General features: G+C 71.8%; 13 protein-coding genes. 8 read left to right on the top strand and 5 right to left on the bottom strand.

The features are described from left to right. The first annotated feature begins 2 nt into the window (after positions 1 to 2). The 3 genes from Raf01_RS11360 to Raf01_RS11350 are packed head-to-tail and all read left to right on the top strand — an operon-like array spanning position 3 to position 3,762. Positions 3 to 1,136: a glycosyltransferase family 4 protein gene (locus Raf01_RS11360; protein ID WP_203917759.1), complete on the top strand. Its 1,134-nt coding sequence runs from the start codon at positions 3 to 5 to the stop codon at positions 1,134 to 1,136. After that, positions 1,133 to 2,515 (top strand): hypothetical protein, encoded by a 1,383-nt coding sequence (locus Raf01_RS11355; protein ID WP_203917758.1) that lies wholly within the window; start codon positions 1,133 to 1,135, stop codon positions 2,513 to 2,515. Before Raf01_RS11360 ends, Raf01_RS11355 begins: the two co-directional genes overlap by 4 nt. Beyond that, positions 2,512 to 3,762 carry a hypothetical protein gene (locus Raf01_RS11350; RefSeq protein WP_203917757.1) on the top strand — a complete coding sequence of 417 codons (1,251 nt, stop codon included), beginning with the start codon at positions 2,512 to 2,514 and terminating at the stop codon, positions 3,760 to 3,762. Before Raf01_RS11355 ends, Raf01_RS11350 begins: the two co-directional genes overlap by 4 nt. Here the strand turns inward: Raf01_RS11350 and Raf01_RS11345 are convergent. Next, positions 3,647 to 4,699, bottom strand: a complete 1,053-nt coding sequence (locus tag Raf01_RS11345) for an acyltransferase family protein (RefSeq protein WP_203917756.1) — start codon at positions 4,697 to 4,699, stop codon at positions 3,647 to 3,649. The two genes, Raf01_RS11350 and Raf01_RS11345, sit on opposite strands and share 116 nt — an antisense overlap. Before the next feature lie 179 nt (positions 4,700 to 4,878). Here Raf01_RS11345 and Raf01_RS11340 point away from each other — a divergent pair, with 179 nt between their 5' ends. Beyond that, the gene (locus Raf01_RS11340) at positions 4,879 to 6,282 is read left to right on the top strand and encodes a glycosyl hydrolase family 28-related protein (protein WP_239133525.1); all 1,404 of its coding nucleotides are present in this window, start codon (positions 4,879 to 4,881) and stop codon (positions 6,280 to 6,282) included. Positions 6,283 to 6,412: 130 nt separating this feature from the next. Here the strand turns inward: Raf01_RS11340 and Raf01_RS11335 are convergent, their stop codons facing one another. From Raf01_RS11335 to eccB, 3 genes are all read right to left on the bottom strand, one after another. After that, complete coding sequence (locus Raf01_RS11335) at positions 6,413 to 6,709, bottom strand: WXG100 family type VII secretion target (protein WP_203917755.1); 297 nt, start codon at positions 6,707 to 6,709, stop codon at positions 6,413 to 6,415. A 19-nt stretch (positions 6,710 to 6,728) separates the two neighbouring features. Continuing rightward, positions 6,729 to 7,070 (bottom strand): WXG100 family type VII secretion target, encoded by a 342-nt coding sequence (locus tag Raf01_RS11330; protein ID WP_203917754.1) that lies wholly within the window; start codon positions 7,068 to 7,070, stop codon positions 6,729 to 6,731. A gap of 125 nt (positions 7,071 to 7,195) precedes the next feature. Next, complete coding sequence (gene eccB, locus Raf01_RS11325) at positions 7,196 to 8,605, bottom strand: type VII secretion protein EccB (protein WP_203917753.1); 1,410 nt, start codon at positions 8,603 to 8,605, stop codon at positions 7,196 to 7,198. A gap of 143 nt (positions 8,606 to 8,748) precedes the next feature. Between eccB and Raf01_RS11320 the strand changes: the two genes are divergently transcribed. Continuing rightward, positions 8,749 to 9,513, top strand: a complete 765-nt coding sequence (locus Raf01_RS11320) for an SUKH-3 domain-containing protein (RefSeq protein ID WP_203917752.1) — start codon at positions 8,749 to 8,751, stop codon at positions 9,511 to 9,513. A gap of 33 nt (positions 9,514 to 9,546) precedes the next feature. On the opposite strand, the gene eccD is transcribed toward Raf01_RS11320, so the two are convergent. Continuing rightward, positions 9,547 to 10,932 carry a type VII secretion integral membrane protein EccD gene (gene eccD / locus Raf01_RS11315; RefSeq protein ID WP_203917751.1) on the bottom strand — a complete coding sequence of 462 codons (1,386 nt, stop codon included), beginning with the start codon at positions 10,930 to 10,932 and terminating at the stop codon, positions 9,547 to 9,549. A 190-nt stretch (positions 10,933 to 11,122) separates the two neighbouring features. Between eccD and eccCa the strand changes: the two genes are divergently transcribed. From eccCa to Raf01_RS11300, 3 genes are all read left to right on the top strand, one after another. After that, on the top strand, positions 11,123 to 15,076 hold the full coding sequence (eccCa, locus tag Raf01_RS11310; RefSeq protein WP_203917750.1) for a type VII secretion protein EccCa: 3,954 nt from the start codon (positions 11,123 to 11,125) through the stop codon (positions 15,074 to 15,076). Between the two features lie 110 nt (positions 15,077 to 15,186). Next, positions 15,187 to 15,801, top strand: a complete 615-nt coding sequence (locus tag Raf01_RS11305; protein WP_203917749.1) for a hypothetical protein — start codon at positions 15,187 to 15,189, stop codon at positions 15,799 to 15,801. 42 nt (positions 15,802 to 15,843) lie between these two features. Next, entirely contained in the window at positions 15,844 to 17,556 is a 1,713-nt protein-coding gene (locus Raf01_RS11300) for a YML083C domain-containing protein (protein ID WP_203917748.1), read from the top strand. The last annotated feature ends 11 nt before the right edge of the window (positions 17,557 to 17,567 follow it).

Genomic DNA, 17,567 nt, shown 5'->3' with positions numbered 1-17,567 from the left:
CCATGGTTCATTCGTCGTTCGCCGTCCGGGGTGGCGCCGAGTATTACGTCCGGGAGCTGTCCCGCGAACTCGTGGCGCGCGGGCACGAGGTTCGCGTGTTCTGCCGCGGTTCCGAGCACCGGGAGGCCGGCGACCACACCGTCCGGCGCCGGTTCTCCGCCCGGATTCCGGTACTGCGGAAGGTGTTCACCCACCTCGGCGACCTGGCCGACCCGACCGGGCTGAGCCTGGCCGACCTGGACGGCTTCCGTCCGGACGTCGTCCACGTGCACAACTGGCAGGGCCTCGGCATCCTGCCCGTCGCCCGGCTGTCGCGCCGGTACCCGACCTGCCACACCGTCCACGACCACGCGATTCGCGACCCGAACAACGCGCTGCCGCAACGCGGCGGCGGAGCGCCGGTGAACGCGCTCCTCGCGCTGCGCGCCGCCTGGCTGGCGCGGCAGTTGCGGGACGTGACGCCGATCTGGCCGTCCGAACGCACCCGCGATCTGGTCAACGCGCGCGTGCCGCGGGCGCTGCGCCGCCCCGGCCGGCTCATTCCCCCGATGCTGCCGATGCCCGAGCGGGACTGGGCACCCGGGGGCCGGGACGTCTTCCTCTTCCTGGGCGCGCTCAGCCCGCACAAGGGGATCAGTATGCTGCTCGACGCGTGGCGCGCTGTCGCCGGTGAGGTCGGCGGAACCCTGCTGATCGCCGGCGAGGGGCCGCGGCGTGACGAGGTCGAGGCGGCTGTGCGGGAATGCCCGTCCATCCGGTATCTGGGCCATCTCGATACCACGGGAAAGGTGCGGGCGATGCAAGAGGCCGGCTGGCTGGTGTTTCCGAGCCAGTGCCTGGAGACCTTCGGGATGTCGTGCGCGGAGGCGCTGAAAGCCGGGCGACCGGTCATCAGCAGCGACATCGCCAGCCCGCCCGCCGCGTCGGAAGACTCCGTCATCCGGTTCGGGGATCTGGCCGGGCTCCGCGACGCCCTGCGTGCTTCGGCGGGGATCTCGGCGCAGCGGTACCAGGAGATGTCGGCATCCGCCGCCGCGGACGGCAAGCGACTCGACTGGGCCGGCCACGTCGACGAGGTGATCGGCACTTACCGGGCGCTCGAGGCCGCGACGGTCTCCGGGGTCGGCGCGGCATGATCGATCTCGCACGCGGAGTCGAGGCCCGGGTCGAGCCGTCGGCCGCCTGGTTGCGCCGCCACGCGAGGATCCTCATCGGTGGCGCGGCGCTGCTCGTCATGGCGACGCTCGCCTGCGCGTTCGCCGGCCTGTCGCCCTGGCTCCCGGTTGTGCTGGTCTTCCTCGCGCTCGTCGCGAGCCGGCCGATGGCCGGCCTGGTGTACGCGATCGTCGTGCTCAGCATGCCGCTCGGGCTGTGGGCGATCGGAGTGAAAGCCGTCGTCGGCACGGCGTTCGGTGACCGCGACTACATGCTGGACATCACGGCGGCCGCCGTGGTGTTCCTCCACTTCGCCCTCACCGCGATCCGGTGGCGCCCGTCCCGGAACCAGACGATCGCCGCGGGTGTCGCCGCGGCCGTGCTCCTGGCCTCCGCGCTGGTCGGCTTCGCGCACCACGGAATTCCGCAGACCCTCATCGGCGTCCGGTACGTCCTGCTCCCCGTGGCGGTCCTGGTCGTGGTCGTCGCGCGGTCGGCCCGCGACCTCACCCGGCTGGTCGGCCTGCTCGCCTGGGCGATGATCGCCAACGCGCTCGCCGCCGTCGGCGAGTTCATCATCGGCCCGCCGCGACTGGTCGCCTGGGGCCTCTCCGACGGCAACGCGATCCGCTACATCGACGGCAACTTCCGGGCGCCCGGACTGACCGACTTCAACGCCGAGCTGGGCATGCTCGCGGGCGCGTACCTGCTCGGGTACGCCGGCCTCTGGCTGACCCGGGACTCCCGTCCGCGGCACCGGGCCTGGCACGCCGGCGCGGCCGCCGCGGCGGTCTGCCTGGCGCTGTCCACCAGCCGGTCGGGCGCGGTCCTGCTGGTCGCCGGCCTGGTCGTCGGGGTGGTGCTGAACCGGGCCGGCGGCGCCGCCGCGCGCCGCCGCTCGCGGCTGCTCGGGCTGGCGGTGCTCGTCGCGGTCGCGGTCGGGTTCGTGGCGGTCGGCGCGACCGGCGCGGACAGCCTGATCCAGCGGCTCGACGTGTGGCGCTCGCTGCTGCACGGCGACGTACCGCTGTACGGCCTGGGGGTCGGCGCCGTCGGCGCGGCCTCGAACTCCCGGGTAGCGGCCGGATCGCAGGTGTTCGTCGACAACTACGTGCTCAGCGTCGCGCTGCAGTTCGGTCCCGTCGTGGCGGTGGCGTTCGTCGCGTTGATCGTGGCCGCGCTGGTGTGGCTGTACCGCCGATCCGCCGACCACCCGGGCGACGTGCTGTACATCGCCGTGGTCGCCGGGCTCGCCGCGTCGTTCCTGCTGATCGAGAGCTGGGAGTACGGCAGCGCCATGGCGTGCCTCGCGGTGTTCGTCGGGTACGGGCTGCGCCACCGGCCCGAGACGGTGCCGTGAGCGCGCGCTTCCTCGCCCGTACCGCCGGCCACCTGCAACGCTCCCAGCTGTCGGTTCAGGCGGTCAGCCGGCTGTCCAGCGTGGTCGTGTTCCTGCTGGCGTCCTGGACGGACGGGCGGCACCTGGCACTCGTCGCGCTCCAGGGCGCGCTGTTCGCGATCCCGTACACGCTGATCGAAGCGCTCGTCGGCCGGCCGCTGTCCGCCGGCCTGGTACCGGCGGAGTGGAACGTCGACCGGTGGGCGCGCCGGGCCGGTACGGCGGCGATCCTGCCGGTCGCCGTGGTGGCGTACCTGTCGGCGGCGGTCGCCCTGCCGCACACCGGCCCGGTGAGCCGGCTGCTGATGATCACGCCGGTACTCGTCCAGTTGCCCCTGGAGGCGGCGTTCTGGTCCCTGGCCCGGACCCGGTCCCGCGAGTACGCCAACCTGGTGCCTCAGCTCGTCTCCGCCGGTACGGTGCTGGCCGGCGCGGCCTTCGCGGTGCTGCACGTCCGGATCGACCTCGCGGCGCTGCCGGCCCAGGTCATCGTGCTCGGCTGGGTGTTGCTGCGGAAGCCGTCCCCGGCCGCCGGGCAGGTCCGTCCGCCGATCTGGCGCAGCGTGCGCATCGGCGCCGCGTACTGCCTGGCGGCCGGGGTCGACCTCGTCTACACCGTCGCGCTGCCGTCGGTCGCCGGCCGGCTCGTCGGGCCGCAGGCGATCGTGGTCCTGCGCGCGATGGAGTTGGCGTTCGGTCCGTTCAACGTCGCCCTGGCCGCCACCGTTCGGGAGGACATCGTCGGGGGCCGGTCCAGCCGGCTGCGCACCGGCACCCGGGCGCTCACCGTGGTCCTGCTGGTCGGGGTCAGCGCCGTCGTGCTGGGCAGCCGCTGGGTGCGGCACCTGCTCGCGGACGACCTGGCGACGGTGGGCCTGGGGGCGGTCGCGGCCTACTGCGGGTACAAGGCGGTGACGACCGTGTCCACCTGGCTGTCGGTCCGTCACATGATCTGGGCGGCGCCCCGGCGCTTCCTGGTCTCCGCCATCGGCTCCCGGGTCCTCGCGCTGGCCGGCATCGCCGCGTCGGTCGCCTTTGTCCGGCACACCGCAGGGCTGTTCATCCAGCTGATGATCGCCGAGGTGCTCGTCGTCATGTGGTACTGCCTGCGGATGCGCTCGGCACCCACCGACGTGTCCACCGCCGCCCGGTCTCGATCGACGGACGCTCCAGCAGCCGGTGCACCAGCCAGCCGACCAGCGGGATGACCAGCAGGTTGACGATGACGAAGACCGGTCCGTCGGGCAGGCCGGAGCGCCGGTGCAGGATGTCGATGACGATCGGGTGGAACAGGTATACCGCGTAGCTGATGGCGCCGGCGAACAGCAGCGGCCGGCCGAACTCGTGACGGCGCAGGGCGCGGCAGCCGACGAACAGCGCGATGCCCGCCAGGAACGAGACCGAGTAGGTGAACGGCGGCCACTGGCCGTCGGGGTCGGCACCCAGCACCGCGCCGGCCGGAACGAGTACCACGCCGGCCAGCAGCAGCGGAAGCCAGGCGCGCGAGCCCGACCTGTCCCGCAGCCAGAGCGCGTGACCGACGCCGGCGGTGAACAGCAGCGCCGGCAGCGTGGTGGGCATCGCCCGGGACGTCTTCCACTCGACCAGGCACAGCAGCAGGTACAGGGCCAGCCAGGCCAGGCCGAGGTACGCCGAGATGTCCAGCCTGCGTACCGCCTTCGCGGCGGCGGACTGGAGGTAGAAGATGAGTTCGATGCTCAGCGTCCACGCCGGCGGCAGCGCGCTGACGATCCCCACCATGCCGTGCACCATGAGCACGTTCAGGACCAGCCCAGGCGTGCCCACCTGGCGCACGATCTCGTCGAAGTGCAGGGCCAGGTAGAGGGCGAGGGCCACCCAGTATGAGGGGTAGAGCCGGAAGAACCGGCGGGTGGCGAACGTGCGCAGGGTCTGCCCGGACAGGCTCAGCGGAATGACGTACCCGCTGACCAGGAAGAACGCGACCACACCGACGCGGCCGAGGTCGAGGTGGTGGTAGGTCCAGCGTTGGTAGGCCGGGAACTCGTCGGCGAGCAGGTGTTGGAGGACCACCAGGGTGGCCGCGATGCCGCGGACCGCTTCGAGGAATTCGATGCGTCTCGTCCGATCGACGATGTCGTTCGAGACGGCCTCTGTCGTCGCCATGCGCCCCCCTGCTGATCGCGGGTCCTCCGACACCGGCCGCGCTGCATAGTAGTGGACCCTGTCCCGCCGGGTGCCGGCGGACCTGCGCCGTCGTGGGTTCGGATACGCTCTCAGGGTGGTCGCATCGAACAGCCCTCGTCCCGCCGCTTCCCGTTCGACCGGGAGAGTGTGAGGGGCGCATGGTTCGGGACGACCGGCTTCGGCTGCCGCGGTCCCTCACCGCGATCTCCCGGCGAGCCATGCTCACCCGGGGTGGCGCGTTCGCGACCGGCGCCGGTGCGGCGATCCTCGGCGGGGCGGTGGTCGGCGCCGCATACCACGGCGACTCGGACGACGGTGGCCAGTCCGCCGAGACGGCCTTCAACGTGCGCCACTTCGGCGCCGCGGGCGACGGCACCACGGACGACACGGACAGCCTGCGGAAGGCGATCTCCGCCGCTCGGGAGCACGGCGGCGTGGTGTTCTTCCCGCCCGGCACCTACCTGACCCGGCGGCTGACCATGTATTCCGGGGTACATCTGCGCGGCTCCGGCGGCGACGCGACCACGCTGCGGCTCCACCCCGGCGCCAACTCCGCCATCCTCGAATCCGACGGGTTCGCCACGCTGACCGGCACCGGCCACAACGGCGGCATCACCATGTTCAGCGTCCGTGACCTGGCTCTGGACGGCAACAAGGCGCACAACCCCAAGGCCGGCTACGGCCTGCGGGTGTACGGGTACGGGTACGAGTTGACCGAGGTCGTCGCGTTCGACTGCCGCAACGACGGCATCTACAGCGAGTGGGCGCCGATCGGTGCCCTGCCGGCGCCCTCGCACCAGATGGAGTCACGGCTGACCGCGATCCGCTCGCACGACAACGGCGGCGACGGGATCCGCTTCAACGGTCCGCACGACTCGATGTTTCTCAACTGCGTCAGTTCGCAGAACGCCGGCGCCGGTTTCCGGCTGGACGGCGACAGCGCCGGCACGTCGATGGTCAACTGCCACGGCTGGGGCATCGACCAGAACGTGTCGTTCGAACTGGCGGCGCCCACGATCGGCTGCATGAACTGCTATGCCGACATCAGCGGCGGCGTCGGGGTACGCATCTCCCGCAGTGACTGCCGGTGGCTGGGTGGGCTGGTCATCGGCGGAAACCAGGCGCCCCCCATCCGGGAGATCGGCATCCAGCTCCTCGCCGCCCAGCAGACGCCCGAGCCGGCCGGCGTGGTGATCGACACCAAGATCATGAACTGCGGGACGGCGGCCATCGATTTCGCCGCGGACCGGGGAGCGTCCAACATCCGGGCCGTGGTGTCGCAACCCGGCGCGACGACCGGCGGCGGTGCCACGATCGCCGGCACCGGACTGGGCTGGCTCGGCAAGCCCCACCCGACCACCCAGGTCGAGATCACCGGTGGGCTCGGCAACACGGCGCAGGACCTGGTCGTCCGGCCCGCGTTCGACCTCCGCGCGCAGCCCACACCGCCGGCCCCGGACCCCGCGACGGTGCGCGTCTTCAGCCGAACGAACGGCGGCAGGACCGAGTTGTGCGCGCTGTTCCCCAACGGCGTGGTGCACGTGTTGGCCGCGGAGGCGTGAGCCCGCCGCGGTGACCGGCGACGCCGCCCGCCATCACGGACGCCGGCCATCATGGACGTCGGCCGACAGACACACAGCGGTCATGGGCATCCGCGCACCCATGACCGCGACGGCCGGCTCGATCCCGGTGTCAGTGCTGGAACTTGGCGACGTTGGCCTTCTCGCGCGCCTGCATGATCTCGGCCGCCTTGAGGACCGCGCCGCGGATGCCGCTCAGCAGTTGGTGGATGTCGTTCGCCGCGTTCGTCCACTCCGTCTTGCGCTGCACGAACGCCTGCTGGGCTTCGCTCTGCCAGGTGTGCACCAGCGGCTGGACCTGCGAGTTTATGTTGTCCAACTCGGACTGCATCGACGACAGTGCGCTGTTGATGTCGTCAGCCGCCTGCTGCAAAGCGGCGAACTGGACGACGATCTGCGTGCCGGACAATGGTTCCTCCCCGTTCGACTCAGTTGAGCTTGAGTGCCTGGGTGATCTCGCCCGCCGACGCACCCGCGCGCTGCATCTCCGACTTCATCTCGTCATCGCTGACGGTGTAGTCGCGGCCGGCGCTGCCAACCGCCTCGGCGATGCTGCGAAGCGCCACGTTGAGGTTGGCGACGTCACCGTCGAACCGGTCCTTGACCTGTTGGAACGACGAACCGCCGGAACCCACCCAAGCGGACTGCAGCGGCGTCAGCTCGTTCATCAGCTTGTTGAACATGCTTGTGAGCCGGTCCACCGCGCCGTCGATCTCCTGAGCGGTCTTGGCCATCGTCGCGGCATCGGTGGTTACGCCATCGCCTGCCATCCCGGACCCACCTCCATTCGGTCTGTCCGCGCCTCCCCGTCGGGGCGGCATTGCCGAATCGTGCCCGCCGGCACGTCTGTTGGGTACGACGGTATCGAAGGAATGCCACTTCCGGACAGGGGCAACTACGAACCTGACACCGGAAGCTGCGCGTCCGCGGGATCCAGGCTCGGCCCGACCGGGATCCGCGAGACCACGAGCGACGGGAGGTTCAGCGGCTTCACCGACCCGTACCCGAGCCAGGACAACTGCTCCACGTCCGGCACCGGGTACCGCTTGCCCTCGTCGGTCACCAGGAAGAGCGTCCCGAGGCCGGAGTCCGGTGAGGACAGTGCCCGCACCACCGCCGCGTAACCCGGGGGCACCACCACCCGGTCGACGACCGCGGTCGCCGAGTCGCCGCCGGTCCCGACACCCTGGCCGTACGATGCCTGACTCACGTCGTACGCCAGCGTCGCCCCGGACGTGCCGTCGCGGTACATCGCGCACACCGCCGCGTTCGGGTCCGGCCGCGCCATCGTCGGTATCCGCGCCGGTGGGCTCTCATCGGTGGACGCCGGACGGGTGGCCTTGGGTACACCGGCGATCTCGGCAGGGTTGACCTGCCTGACGGTCGGCGTGGCGCCCGGATAGGCGCTCGCGGTCGCCGGGTCGGCCAGTTCGGTCGCCTCCTCGACGGCCGTCATCGGCAACAGGTCGGCCGCCCGGACCAGGTAGTACTGCGTGTCGCCGCCACCGGTCGCCGCGTAGATCTGGCCGATCAGAGCGCCCGGTACCGCCGTGGACGGCCGCCCCCGCCCGTCCAGGCCGATCGGCGAGATCGCCTGCCCGGCCGGTACCGCGTCGAGCCAGGCATCGTCCACGGTCAGCTGCGGCTGCTGGTCGCCACCCAGCGCGGCGAGCATCAGGTTGCTCGTCAGCGGGTACCGGTGGCCGTTCGTGACCAGGTAGATGGCGCCGGTCGACTGCTCTTTCACGATCAGCGCGGCGTTGCCCAGCGCCTTGCCGTCGCGCGGCGCGCGCCCGGCGAGCAGCCAACTGGTGGCCGTGGTGGCGCCGGTCGCGTCGGTGCCGGACTGCGCGCAGACCGTCCACGGCGCGCCCAGGACCCGCCCGGCCGGCGGCAGCGCGTCGGGCGCGCCGACGATGCCGATGAGCGGACCGCGGGTGACGCCGACGAGCGACTCCCGGGAGACCGAGACGGTGCTGCCGGCCCCGCCCAGGGCCAGCACGGCGGAGACGTAGTTGGCGACCGGGTACAGGGTGTTGGCCCGGTAGATGTAGCGGGTGCCGGTCTCCTTCTCGACGATGACCGACTGCGGGTTGCGCCACGACGCGTTGCCGCCGTGCTTGATGAGGCCGAAGACGCCGACGGCGGCGACCACCAGGGCGGTGATCATCACGCCGGCGAACCCGGCACCGGCCAGCCGCCGCATGGGGGACAGCTGCGGGTCGGTCTCCCCGGCGACGAACGCGTTGACGACCCGCTGCATGAGGTACTGGTAGGACTGGACCTGCTCCCGGCGGGACGGCATGCGCGGCTCCCCATCCTCCCCACGCGCCGAAAGGGCGTTCGGCTGCCTACGATAGGCCAGGCTGACCCGTGAGGGCGAGGCCGAGCCGCCGAGGCGTGCCGCGACGCGGACCTGCGTAGCGGCCATCCGGGGGAGGGTGTCTGGTGGTAACCGCAGAACAGGCGACGGAGCTGGCCAGGCCGTGGGCGCTGGCCAGCCTGCCGGCCAGCCGCGGCGCGGTGGGCCTGTACGAGTTCGAACTCGGCTTCGTGGTCTGGCCGCTGCCGCCACCCGCGCCGCCCCGGGACGGCCCGCCGGCCACGATCGGCGCCCCCCGGCTGGTGATCGACAAGGAGACCGGCGAGCAGTCGATCTGGCCGTCGCTGTCCGCGGAGGCCATCGCCGAGCGGTACCGGGTGGAGCGCCGGGCCGGCCAGCGGTTCACGGCCGAGGTACGCGAGGTGCTGTCCGGCGCCGGCTGGCAGCCCGGCCGGGACGTGTCGGCCTGGGTGTCGCAGTGGCTGGCGAAGGTGTACGAGGAACATCCCGACGCGGGGCGCCGGCTGCCGATGTTTCCGGCGGCCCGGGCCGCCCTGGCGGAGTTCGGCGGGCTGCGCTTCACCCAGCTGTCCCGGGTGGGCTACGCGGGTGGCGGCTTCCGGGTCGAGGTGTGGCCGGACGTCGGGCGGGTACTCGTGGACCTGTTCGCCGAGTTCGCCGCGGACATCCGTGTGCCGGTGTTCCCGTTCCTGTGGTACGAGGACGGGCCCAGCGACGCCGTCGTCGACGAGAACGGGAGGGTGTTCCTGCTGCACCCGGCCGGCGAGTTCCTGGTGGCGGACAGCGTGGACGAGGCCGTCACCGCGTTCGTGCGCGGACCGGAGCTGCGCGCGGTCGACGACCACGGCGAGGTGATCGGCGGGCAGTGACCGGTGGCCGGCCGGCGCTTGAGTCCGGCCGGTTCAGCCGCCCAGGCCGCGCACGTACCCGTAGACCCCGAGTACCCCGCAGGCGATCGGGATGGTCGCGAGGACCAGCACGATGTCCGCGATGTCGGCGAGCCGGCCGACGTACACTGACGGCCCTCGCCGGCTGTACCGCAACCCGGCCGCGATCGTCGCGCCGGCCGCGAGAACCAGCAGCACGCCCGCGCCCATCCGGATGCCGAGTGCCTCCCGACCCAGTGCCGGCAGCAGAGTGGCCAGCCCCAGCAGGCCGGTCACCAGCCACGGCAGGCGGTGCCGCACGGTACCGAAGATCCGGGCGCGCAGCAGGCAGACCAGCGACACCACGGCGATCAGCAGCGGCGCGGCCACCCCGGAGGCGCGGCTGATCAGCCACAGGGAGACCACGTTGACCGCGGTGAACGCGAGCATGCAGCCGGTGAGGATCTCGTCGGCGCGGGCCACCGTGGCGTACGTCGACACGGCCGGTGGAGTCGGATCCTGCTGGAGCAGGTCGTCCGCGGTCCGTGGCAGGGCGGGCAGCGGCACCTTGCCCAGGCGGATCGACAGCAGCGGCAACGCCGGTGCGAGCAGGGCCAGAGCGGCGACCGTCGCGGCGGCGGTGGCCGGCGCTCCCAGCCCGGTGAGGCCGACCAGTCCGGCCAGGATGCCGAGCAGGCCGGCGGCGGCGCCGGCGACGAACAACCGCACCATCGCCGCCACGCCGAGGTAGCCGAGCAGGCCGAAGACGAGCAGGACGGCCGAGCCGAGCAGCAGGTGCGGCGCGCCGAGCCGGCCGAGGGAGTCGTGCCCGCCCAGCACCGTGAGGCCGCCGGCGAACGCGTACACCAGACTGGTCGCGCCCACCGTCGCTCCGGCCATCGCGTCGGGCAGCGTCCGGGACACCACGATCGCGGCGATCAGCAGGCAGACCGCGACGGCCAGCGCCACGGTCGACGGCACCACCCAGCCTGGTCCCGAGGTCAGCAGCATGCCGAGCGTGCCGAGCAGCACGCACACCCCCGCGACCAGGCCGGTCACCCGGGTGGCGGCACTGCTCCAGGCCAGCCCGTATCGGCGCGCGCCGGCCGCGATGGCTTCGGCGACGTCGTCGTACTCCAGCTCCGGCCACTCCCGGTAGCGGGGAGTCAGGTGCAGGATCTCGCCGTCGCGCACGTTCTGCGCGGCCAGGGTCCGGCCGAGGTCCAGAGTGGACCCGTCGGTGCGCCGCAGTGTCCAACCACCGTGTTCCAGGCCGCTGTCGGCCAGCGCCTCGTCGGCCCGGGGCAGGACGCTGGGCAGCAGCATCGCGAGCGGGATCTGTTCGGGCAGTGCCAGGTCAAGCCGGCGCTTCGGGGCCGCTATCACCACCTTGGCCAGTCCGGCGCCTGGGCTGTCAGCCATCGCTGTGCCTCACCATTCGACTCCGTGGATCGGTGTGGTCGGGACAGCCACGACGGTCGAACCGTCGCGCGTGCCCAACGTAGCAGCCGCGCGACTACCATGTGCCCTGGTACGCGGGACCGATGTCGGCACAGCACCGCACTGTCGCGACCGGGCATCGGCCACCGCACCTCACGGAGGTGACGCAGGGGTGAGCACCATCGTGCACCGCCGGCCGGCACGCCGGCCGGAGCCGGAGTACCCGTCGGGTGAGATCCTGCTCGATCCGCCGCCGGAGGTTCCGGCGCCGACCGGCCGGGGCTGGGCGCAGCTCATGATGATGGTGCCCATGCTCGCCGGGTCGGGCTCGATGGCGCTGATGTTCGCCGGCCAGCGTGGCGGGTCGCTCGCGTACCTGACCGGCGGCATGTTCGGCCTGTCCGCGGTGGGCATGCTCGCCTCCCAGCTCGGCCAGCACAGCGGTCCGGGCAAGCAGGAGATGCTGCTGGCCCGCCGCAACTACATGCGCCACCTGAGCCAGCGCCGCCGGCAGGTGCGCCGCAACGGCGAGAAGCAGCGGGCGGCACAGCTCTACCGCTACCCGGATCCCGAGTCTCTGTGGACGATTCCGGGCAGCCAGCGGCTGTGGGAACGGCGGCCCGGCGACCGCGACTTCGGCATGGTACGGATCGCGATCGGCACCCAGGAACTGGCCACCCCGCTGGTACCGCCGCAGAGTAAGCCGCTGGAAGACCTCGACCCGATGTGCGCGGTCGCGCTGCGGAAGTTCATGACGACCTACGCGAACATCGACGGCCTGCCGATGGTCATGGCGCTGGACGGCTTCGCCCGGATCTACCTGCGCGGCGAGCAGGCCAGCACCCGCGCCCTGGTCCGGGCCGTGATCGCGCAGGCGGCGGCGTTCCACGCGCCCGACGACATGCTGGTCGCGGTGTGCGCCTCGCCGGCCAACGCCGGTCACTGGGAGTGGCTGAAGTGGCTGCCGCACGGCCTGCACCCGAGCCGCACCGACGCGCTGGGCCAGCTCCGGCTGATCGCGCCCAACGTGCCGGGCCTGGAGGCCATCCTCGACGACGTGCTGGCCAACCGCCCACGGTTCAACCCGTCCGGCAACGAGAACAGGGTCGGCGGGCCGCACCTCATCGTCGTGCTCGACGGCGGCGACGTGCTCGGCTCCGACCACCTGAGGACCGACGGCGGCGTCGAGGGCGTGACCGTTCTCGACCTCACCGGCACCCCGCCGCGCATCCTCGACCAGACCGCGCTGGTGCTGGACATCGACGACGCCGGCGGGCTGGCCAGCACCACGTTCGAGGGGCGCGCCGAGGTGGGCGCGGCCGACGGGCTGGGGCAGGTCGAGACCGAGGGGCTCGCGCTGCAGCTGTCGCCGTTGCGGCTGTCCGCGGCGTCACGCACCGAGCGGTCGATCGGCGGCGAGATCAACCTGCCCGACCTGCTGGAGGTCGGAGAGCTGTCCGAGTACCGCGCCGTGGACCACTGGGTGCCCCGGCCCCAGCGCGACCGACTGCGGGTCCCGATCGGCTGGTCGCCGGACGGCAGCGCGGTGGAGCTGGACCTCAAGGAGTCGGCGCTGGACGGGATGGGCCCGCACGGCCTGCTCATCGGCGCGACCGGCTCCGGCAAGTCCGAGCTGCTGCGCACGCTGGTGCTCGCGCTGGCGGTGACGCACAGCCCGGAGAGCCTCAACTTCGTGCTCGTCGACTTCAAGGGCGGCGCCACGTTCACCAAGCTGGACGCCCTGCCGCACACCAGCGCCGTCATCACCAACCTGTCCGACGAGCTGCCGCTGGTCGACCGGATGACCGACGCCATCAACGGCGAGCTGCTGCGCCGGCAGGAGTTGCTGCGCAAGGCCGGTCAGTACGACAGCCAGCGCGAGTACGAGAAGGCCCGGGCGGCCGGAGCGCAGCTGGCTCCGCTGCCCAGCCTGCTCATCATCTGCGACGAGTTCAGCGAGCTGCTCACCGCCAAGCCCGACTTCATCGACATGTTCGTGCAGATCGGTCGCGTCGGCCGGTCGTTGGGCGTGCACCTGCTGCTGGCCAGCCAGCGGCTGGAGGAGGGCAGGCTGCGCGGGTTGGACACCCACCTGTCGTACCGGGTCGGCCTGCGCACCTTCTCCGCGGTGGAGAGCCGGATCGTGCTCGGCGACACCGCCGCGTTCGAGCTGCCCCGCTCGCCCGGGCACGGGTACCTGCGTTTCGGCACCGAGCCGCTGCGCCGGTTCCGGGCTGCGTACGTCTCCGGCGTGTACCGGCGGGACGCGCCCGCGCTGCTCGCAGCGACCGGTGGACCGGCCGTCCGCGACTACATCAGCGGGTACGTCGCACCGCCGGTCACCGAGGAGCCGGCGGAGGCCGAGGAGGAGCAGCAGGAAGCGGTCGGCGAGAGCGTGTTGGACCTGCTCGTCGAGCGGATGCGGGGGCAGGGGACGCCGGCGCACCAGGTCTGGCTGCCGCCGCTCGCCGAGCCGCCGACCCTGGACGCGCTGCTGCCGCCGTGCACCGCCGACCCGGATCGCGGGCTGAACGTGCAGGTGCCGCAGTTGCAGGGCGGCCTGATGGCGGTCGTCGGCATCGTGGACCGGCCGCTGGACCAGCGCCGCGACCCGCTGTGGTGGGAGCTGGCCGGCTCGGCCGGGCACGTGCTCGTGGTGGGTGGCCCACAGAGTGGCAAGAGCACCCTGATGCGCACGCTGATCCTGAGTCTCGCGCTGACCCACACCCCGCGCGAGGCACAGTTCTACTGCCTGGACTTCGGCGGCGGCGCGCTGGCCTCGCTGCGCGACCTGCCGCACGTGGGCGGGGTGGCCGCCCGATTGGACACCGGAGAGGTCCGCCGCACGGTGGCCGAGATGACGGTACTGCTGGCCGAACGGGAGCGGCACTTCGCCGAGCACGGCATCGCGTCGATGGCCGACTACCGCCGGGCGCGCCGGGCCGGCCAGTTCGCCGACGACCCGTTCGGCGACGCGTTCCTCGTGATCGACGGCTGGTCCACCATCCGCAACGACTTCGACGACCTCGAGGCCAGCATCAACGACCTGGCCAACCGCGGCCTGACCTACGGCATCCACGTGGTCGCCACGGCGAGCCGGTGGGGTGACCTGCGGCCCGCCGTGCGCGACGTCTTCGGCAACCGGTTGGAGCTGCGTCTCGGCGACCCGGGCGACTCGATGATCGACCGGCGCTCGGCGATGAACGTGCCGGACCGTGCCCCCGGTCGCGGCATCGTCACCGGTGGCCTGCAGTTCCTGTCGGCGCTGCCGCGGATCGACTCCCGGCAGGAGGTCGACGACCTTTCCGAGGGCGTGGACAAGCTGGTGCAGGAGGTGCGCAACGGCTGGCAGTACGCCGGTGCGCCGCCGGTGCGGCTGCTGCCCGCGGTTCTGCCGTACGAGAGCCTGCCGGTCACCGATCGCGACCACCCCGGCCTGCCGATCGGCATCGCCGAGGCCGACCTGCGCCCGGTGTGGATCGACTTCGACACCGAGTCGCACTTCATCCTGTTCGGTGACTCGTCGTCGGGCAAGAGCGCCTTCCTGCGCGCACTGGGTCAGTCCATCGTGGACAAGTACGAGCTGACCGAGGCACGGGTCATCGTCGTCGATTACCGCCGCAGCCTGCTTGGCGCGATCGACAGCACGCACCTGATCGGCACCGGGAGCACCGCCGAAGGCACCGTGAAGATCATCAACGAGGTCTGCGACGTGCTGCGCTCCCGCCTGCCCGGCCCCGACGTGACCGCCGACCAGCTGCGCAAACGCAGCTGGTGGAAGGGGCCGGAGCTGTACATCCTGGTCGACGACTACGACCTGGTGGCCGGTGGCAACGTCAACCCGATCACGCCGCTGCTGGAGTTCCTCAGCCAGGCCAGAGACGTGGGCCTGCACCTGGTCGTCACGCGTCGCAGCGGCGGTGCCAGCCGGGCGCTGTACGAGTCGGTGCTCATGCGGCTGCGGGAACTCGGCTCACCCGGCATCCTGCTCTCCGGTGACCGCGAGGAGGGCACGTTGCTCGGCAACGTACGCCCGTCGGCGCAGCCGCCCGGGCGCGGATGGCTGGTCACCAGGCGCGGCGGCAGCCAGCTGGTACAGCTCGGATGGCTCCCGCCGCCGGAGTGACGGCCGCCGTTTCGTGCACAATCGGACCGCAACCCTTCAATGTCCTTGCAGGTGGCCGGTACGATTGAGCGAAGTCGATCACGTATCCGCCGCGCCCCGGGGGAGGCGACATGGGCAAGCCCACCGACAACTGGCATCCGGTCGATCAGGCGCCGATCAAAGTCGACATCAGCGGTCTGCAGGATTTCGCCAAGCTGCTCGATGACGAGCTGAAGAACGACTTCCAGGTCAACCTCAAGCAGGGCGTCGAGCCGATGTTGCACGTCGCCGCGCCGTTCGGTGGCGGTGGCTTGAAAGAGGGCCAGTTCTTCAACCAGATGCACCGCAACAGCGAGCTGTCGATCGGCCGCATGCTCGGCGACGTGGCGATGGGGCTGCAGGCGCTGAGCGCGGCGGCCACGTCGATCTACTTCGAGTACCTCGGCGGCGACAACCTCGGCTCGGCCGAGGTCGACGACGTGATGAACGCGTTCTACCCACCGCCCGGCACGATGACGCTGCGGCAGAAGGCCGCCCAGGACGACAAGGCCAACGACGGCGACCAGTCGGACGGGAAGACTCCGAGCGAGGACCCGAACATCCCGAAGATCGACCCGAACGCGAAGGTGCCGAGCTTCAACGCGGACGATCCGCAGGTCATCGCCAAGGGTCAGGCTGGCGAATACACGATCCCGGGCGACAGCGACCACATGGCGGACACGCCGGCGGATCCGATCAAGCCGTGACCGGTTGGGCCGGCGCGAGCGGACGATAACGGGGAGGCAGCGATGTCCGACGACGACAAGAAGTACTTCGACTTCACGCCGGTGGCGATGCCCTCGGACATCGCCCGGTACGACGACTACATCACGCCCGACGAGCAACTGCACGAGGCGACGTACGAGCCGACCCAGTGGGACGACTTCAACCGCGCCAACATCGACTACATGTGGGAGTGGATCAAGAACGAGTCCGACGAGCGGGTGACCGCGACCGCCGACATGTGGCGACGGATCTACACCCTGCTCGACAACACCTCGATCCACCTGCGCCGCTTCGCCGACGCGCTGGACAAGAAGTGGAACTCGGACGCGTCCAAGGTCTTCCTGAGGGAGATCGGCAAGTCGCTCTACTCGCTGGACGAGTGGAAGACGATCGCGCACACCAACGCGTCGGGCCTGGACGTCGTCGCCGGGAGCATCAAGAAGAACCAGGAGAAGGCCAAGCCGATCTACCTCACCTACGTCAAGGCGATCAACAATCCGGGATCCGTCGCCGGCAGCGCCGCCAAAGAGGGATTTTTCAGCACGGAGAGCGAGGACGACCGCAAGAAGCGCCTCCGCCAGGACTACACGAAGCAGATCAAGCCGTTCGTGAAGGACCTCGCCGACACGTACATGGAAGTCTTCTTCCACCACCTGAGCCGGGGCGGCAAATACAAGGGTCCGACCGACGCGGTGTTCCCGACTCCGCCAGCGGCCCCGCACGGCAAGCTGCCTCCCGGCGGCCTGCCGATGCCGAGCTTCCCGAAGCCCAACCTGCCCAAGCAGAAGCTGCCCGACCCCAACCTGATGCACATCACCGGGCAGCCCACTCCCGACCTGCCCACCGCGGACCTGCCGACCGCCAACCTGCCCACCGGCGACCCGCACTCGCTGACCCTGGCCGGGCAGATGTCCGCGATGCCGCAGGTGGACATGCCCAACGTGTCGAACATGCCGACGGTGTCCGCGCCGCCTCCACCGAACGTGCCGGCGATGCCGGTCCCGCCCGGCATGCCGAACGTCGGCGGGCGCCCGCCGGGTGCCGGCGAGCCGGGGGCGGGCAGCGGCTCGGAGCCGGCGGGGACCCGACCGTCCATGCCCGGCCGGCCCAACCTGTCCGGGCAGCGCAAGCCCGGGCAGGCGCGGCCACCCGCGCCGGGTCGCGGCCGGCCGAACCTGCGCGGCGCCAAGGACCGGGCCGGGCTGCAGGCCGAGGGCTCGGACCTGCGCGAAGAGGTCGAGCACCCGAACGCGCGCGGACCGATGTCGCCGCGGCTGGCCGGCCGTCGGGACGGCACCTCCGGGCAACGGCCCGGTGCGGGTTCCGAGGAGGAGCCGCCGGGGCGCGGTCCGGGCATGCGGACGCGGGCGGGCGAGGAGTCCGAGCGGCTGTCTGGCCGGCGCCGGCCGGGCGGGCCGGAGGAGGAGCAGGAAGCCTTCCGCGAGCACGGAGCCGGCCGGCCCGACCTGGAAGGCCGGTCGGCGGCCCGGCACGGTGCGGTCCCCGCGGAGCCGGAGGAGGCCGGCCACGGCCCGGCGCTCGGCGGCAGGAACGCCCAGCCGACCAAGGCGCGGCGGTCCGGGGACGACGAACGCCAGGACGGGTACGACTTCGTCCCCGAGCCCGGCGGGGAGGACAGGCTGTGGGAGGTCGAACAGGCCGCGCCCACGGTCATCGACGCGCCGCACACGCCGCGCCGCGCCGACCCCGGTCCCGCGCTGGGGCGGCCGGACTGACCCTCGCTCCG

The sequence above is a fragment of the Rugosimonospora africana genome, assembly GCF_016862975.1.
Lineage (GTDB): Bacteria > Actinomycetota > Actinomycetes > Mycobacteriales > Micromonosporaceae > Rugosimonospora > Rugosimonospora africana.
This window is presented reverse-complemented; position numbering and strand designations above follow the sequence as displayed.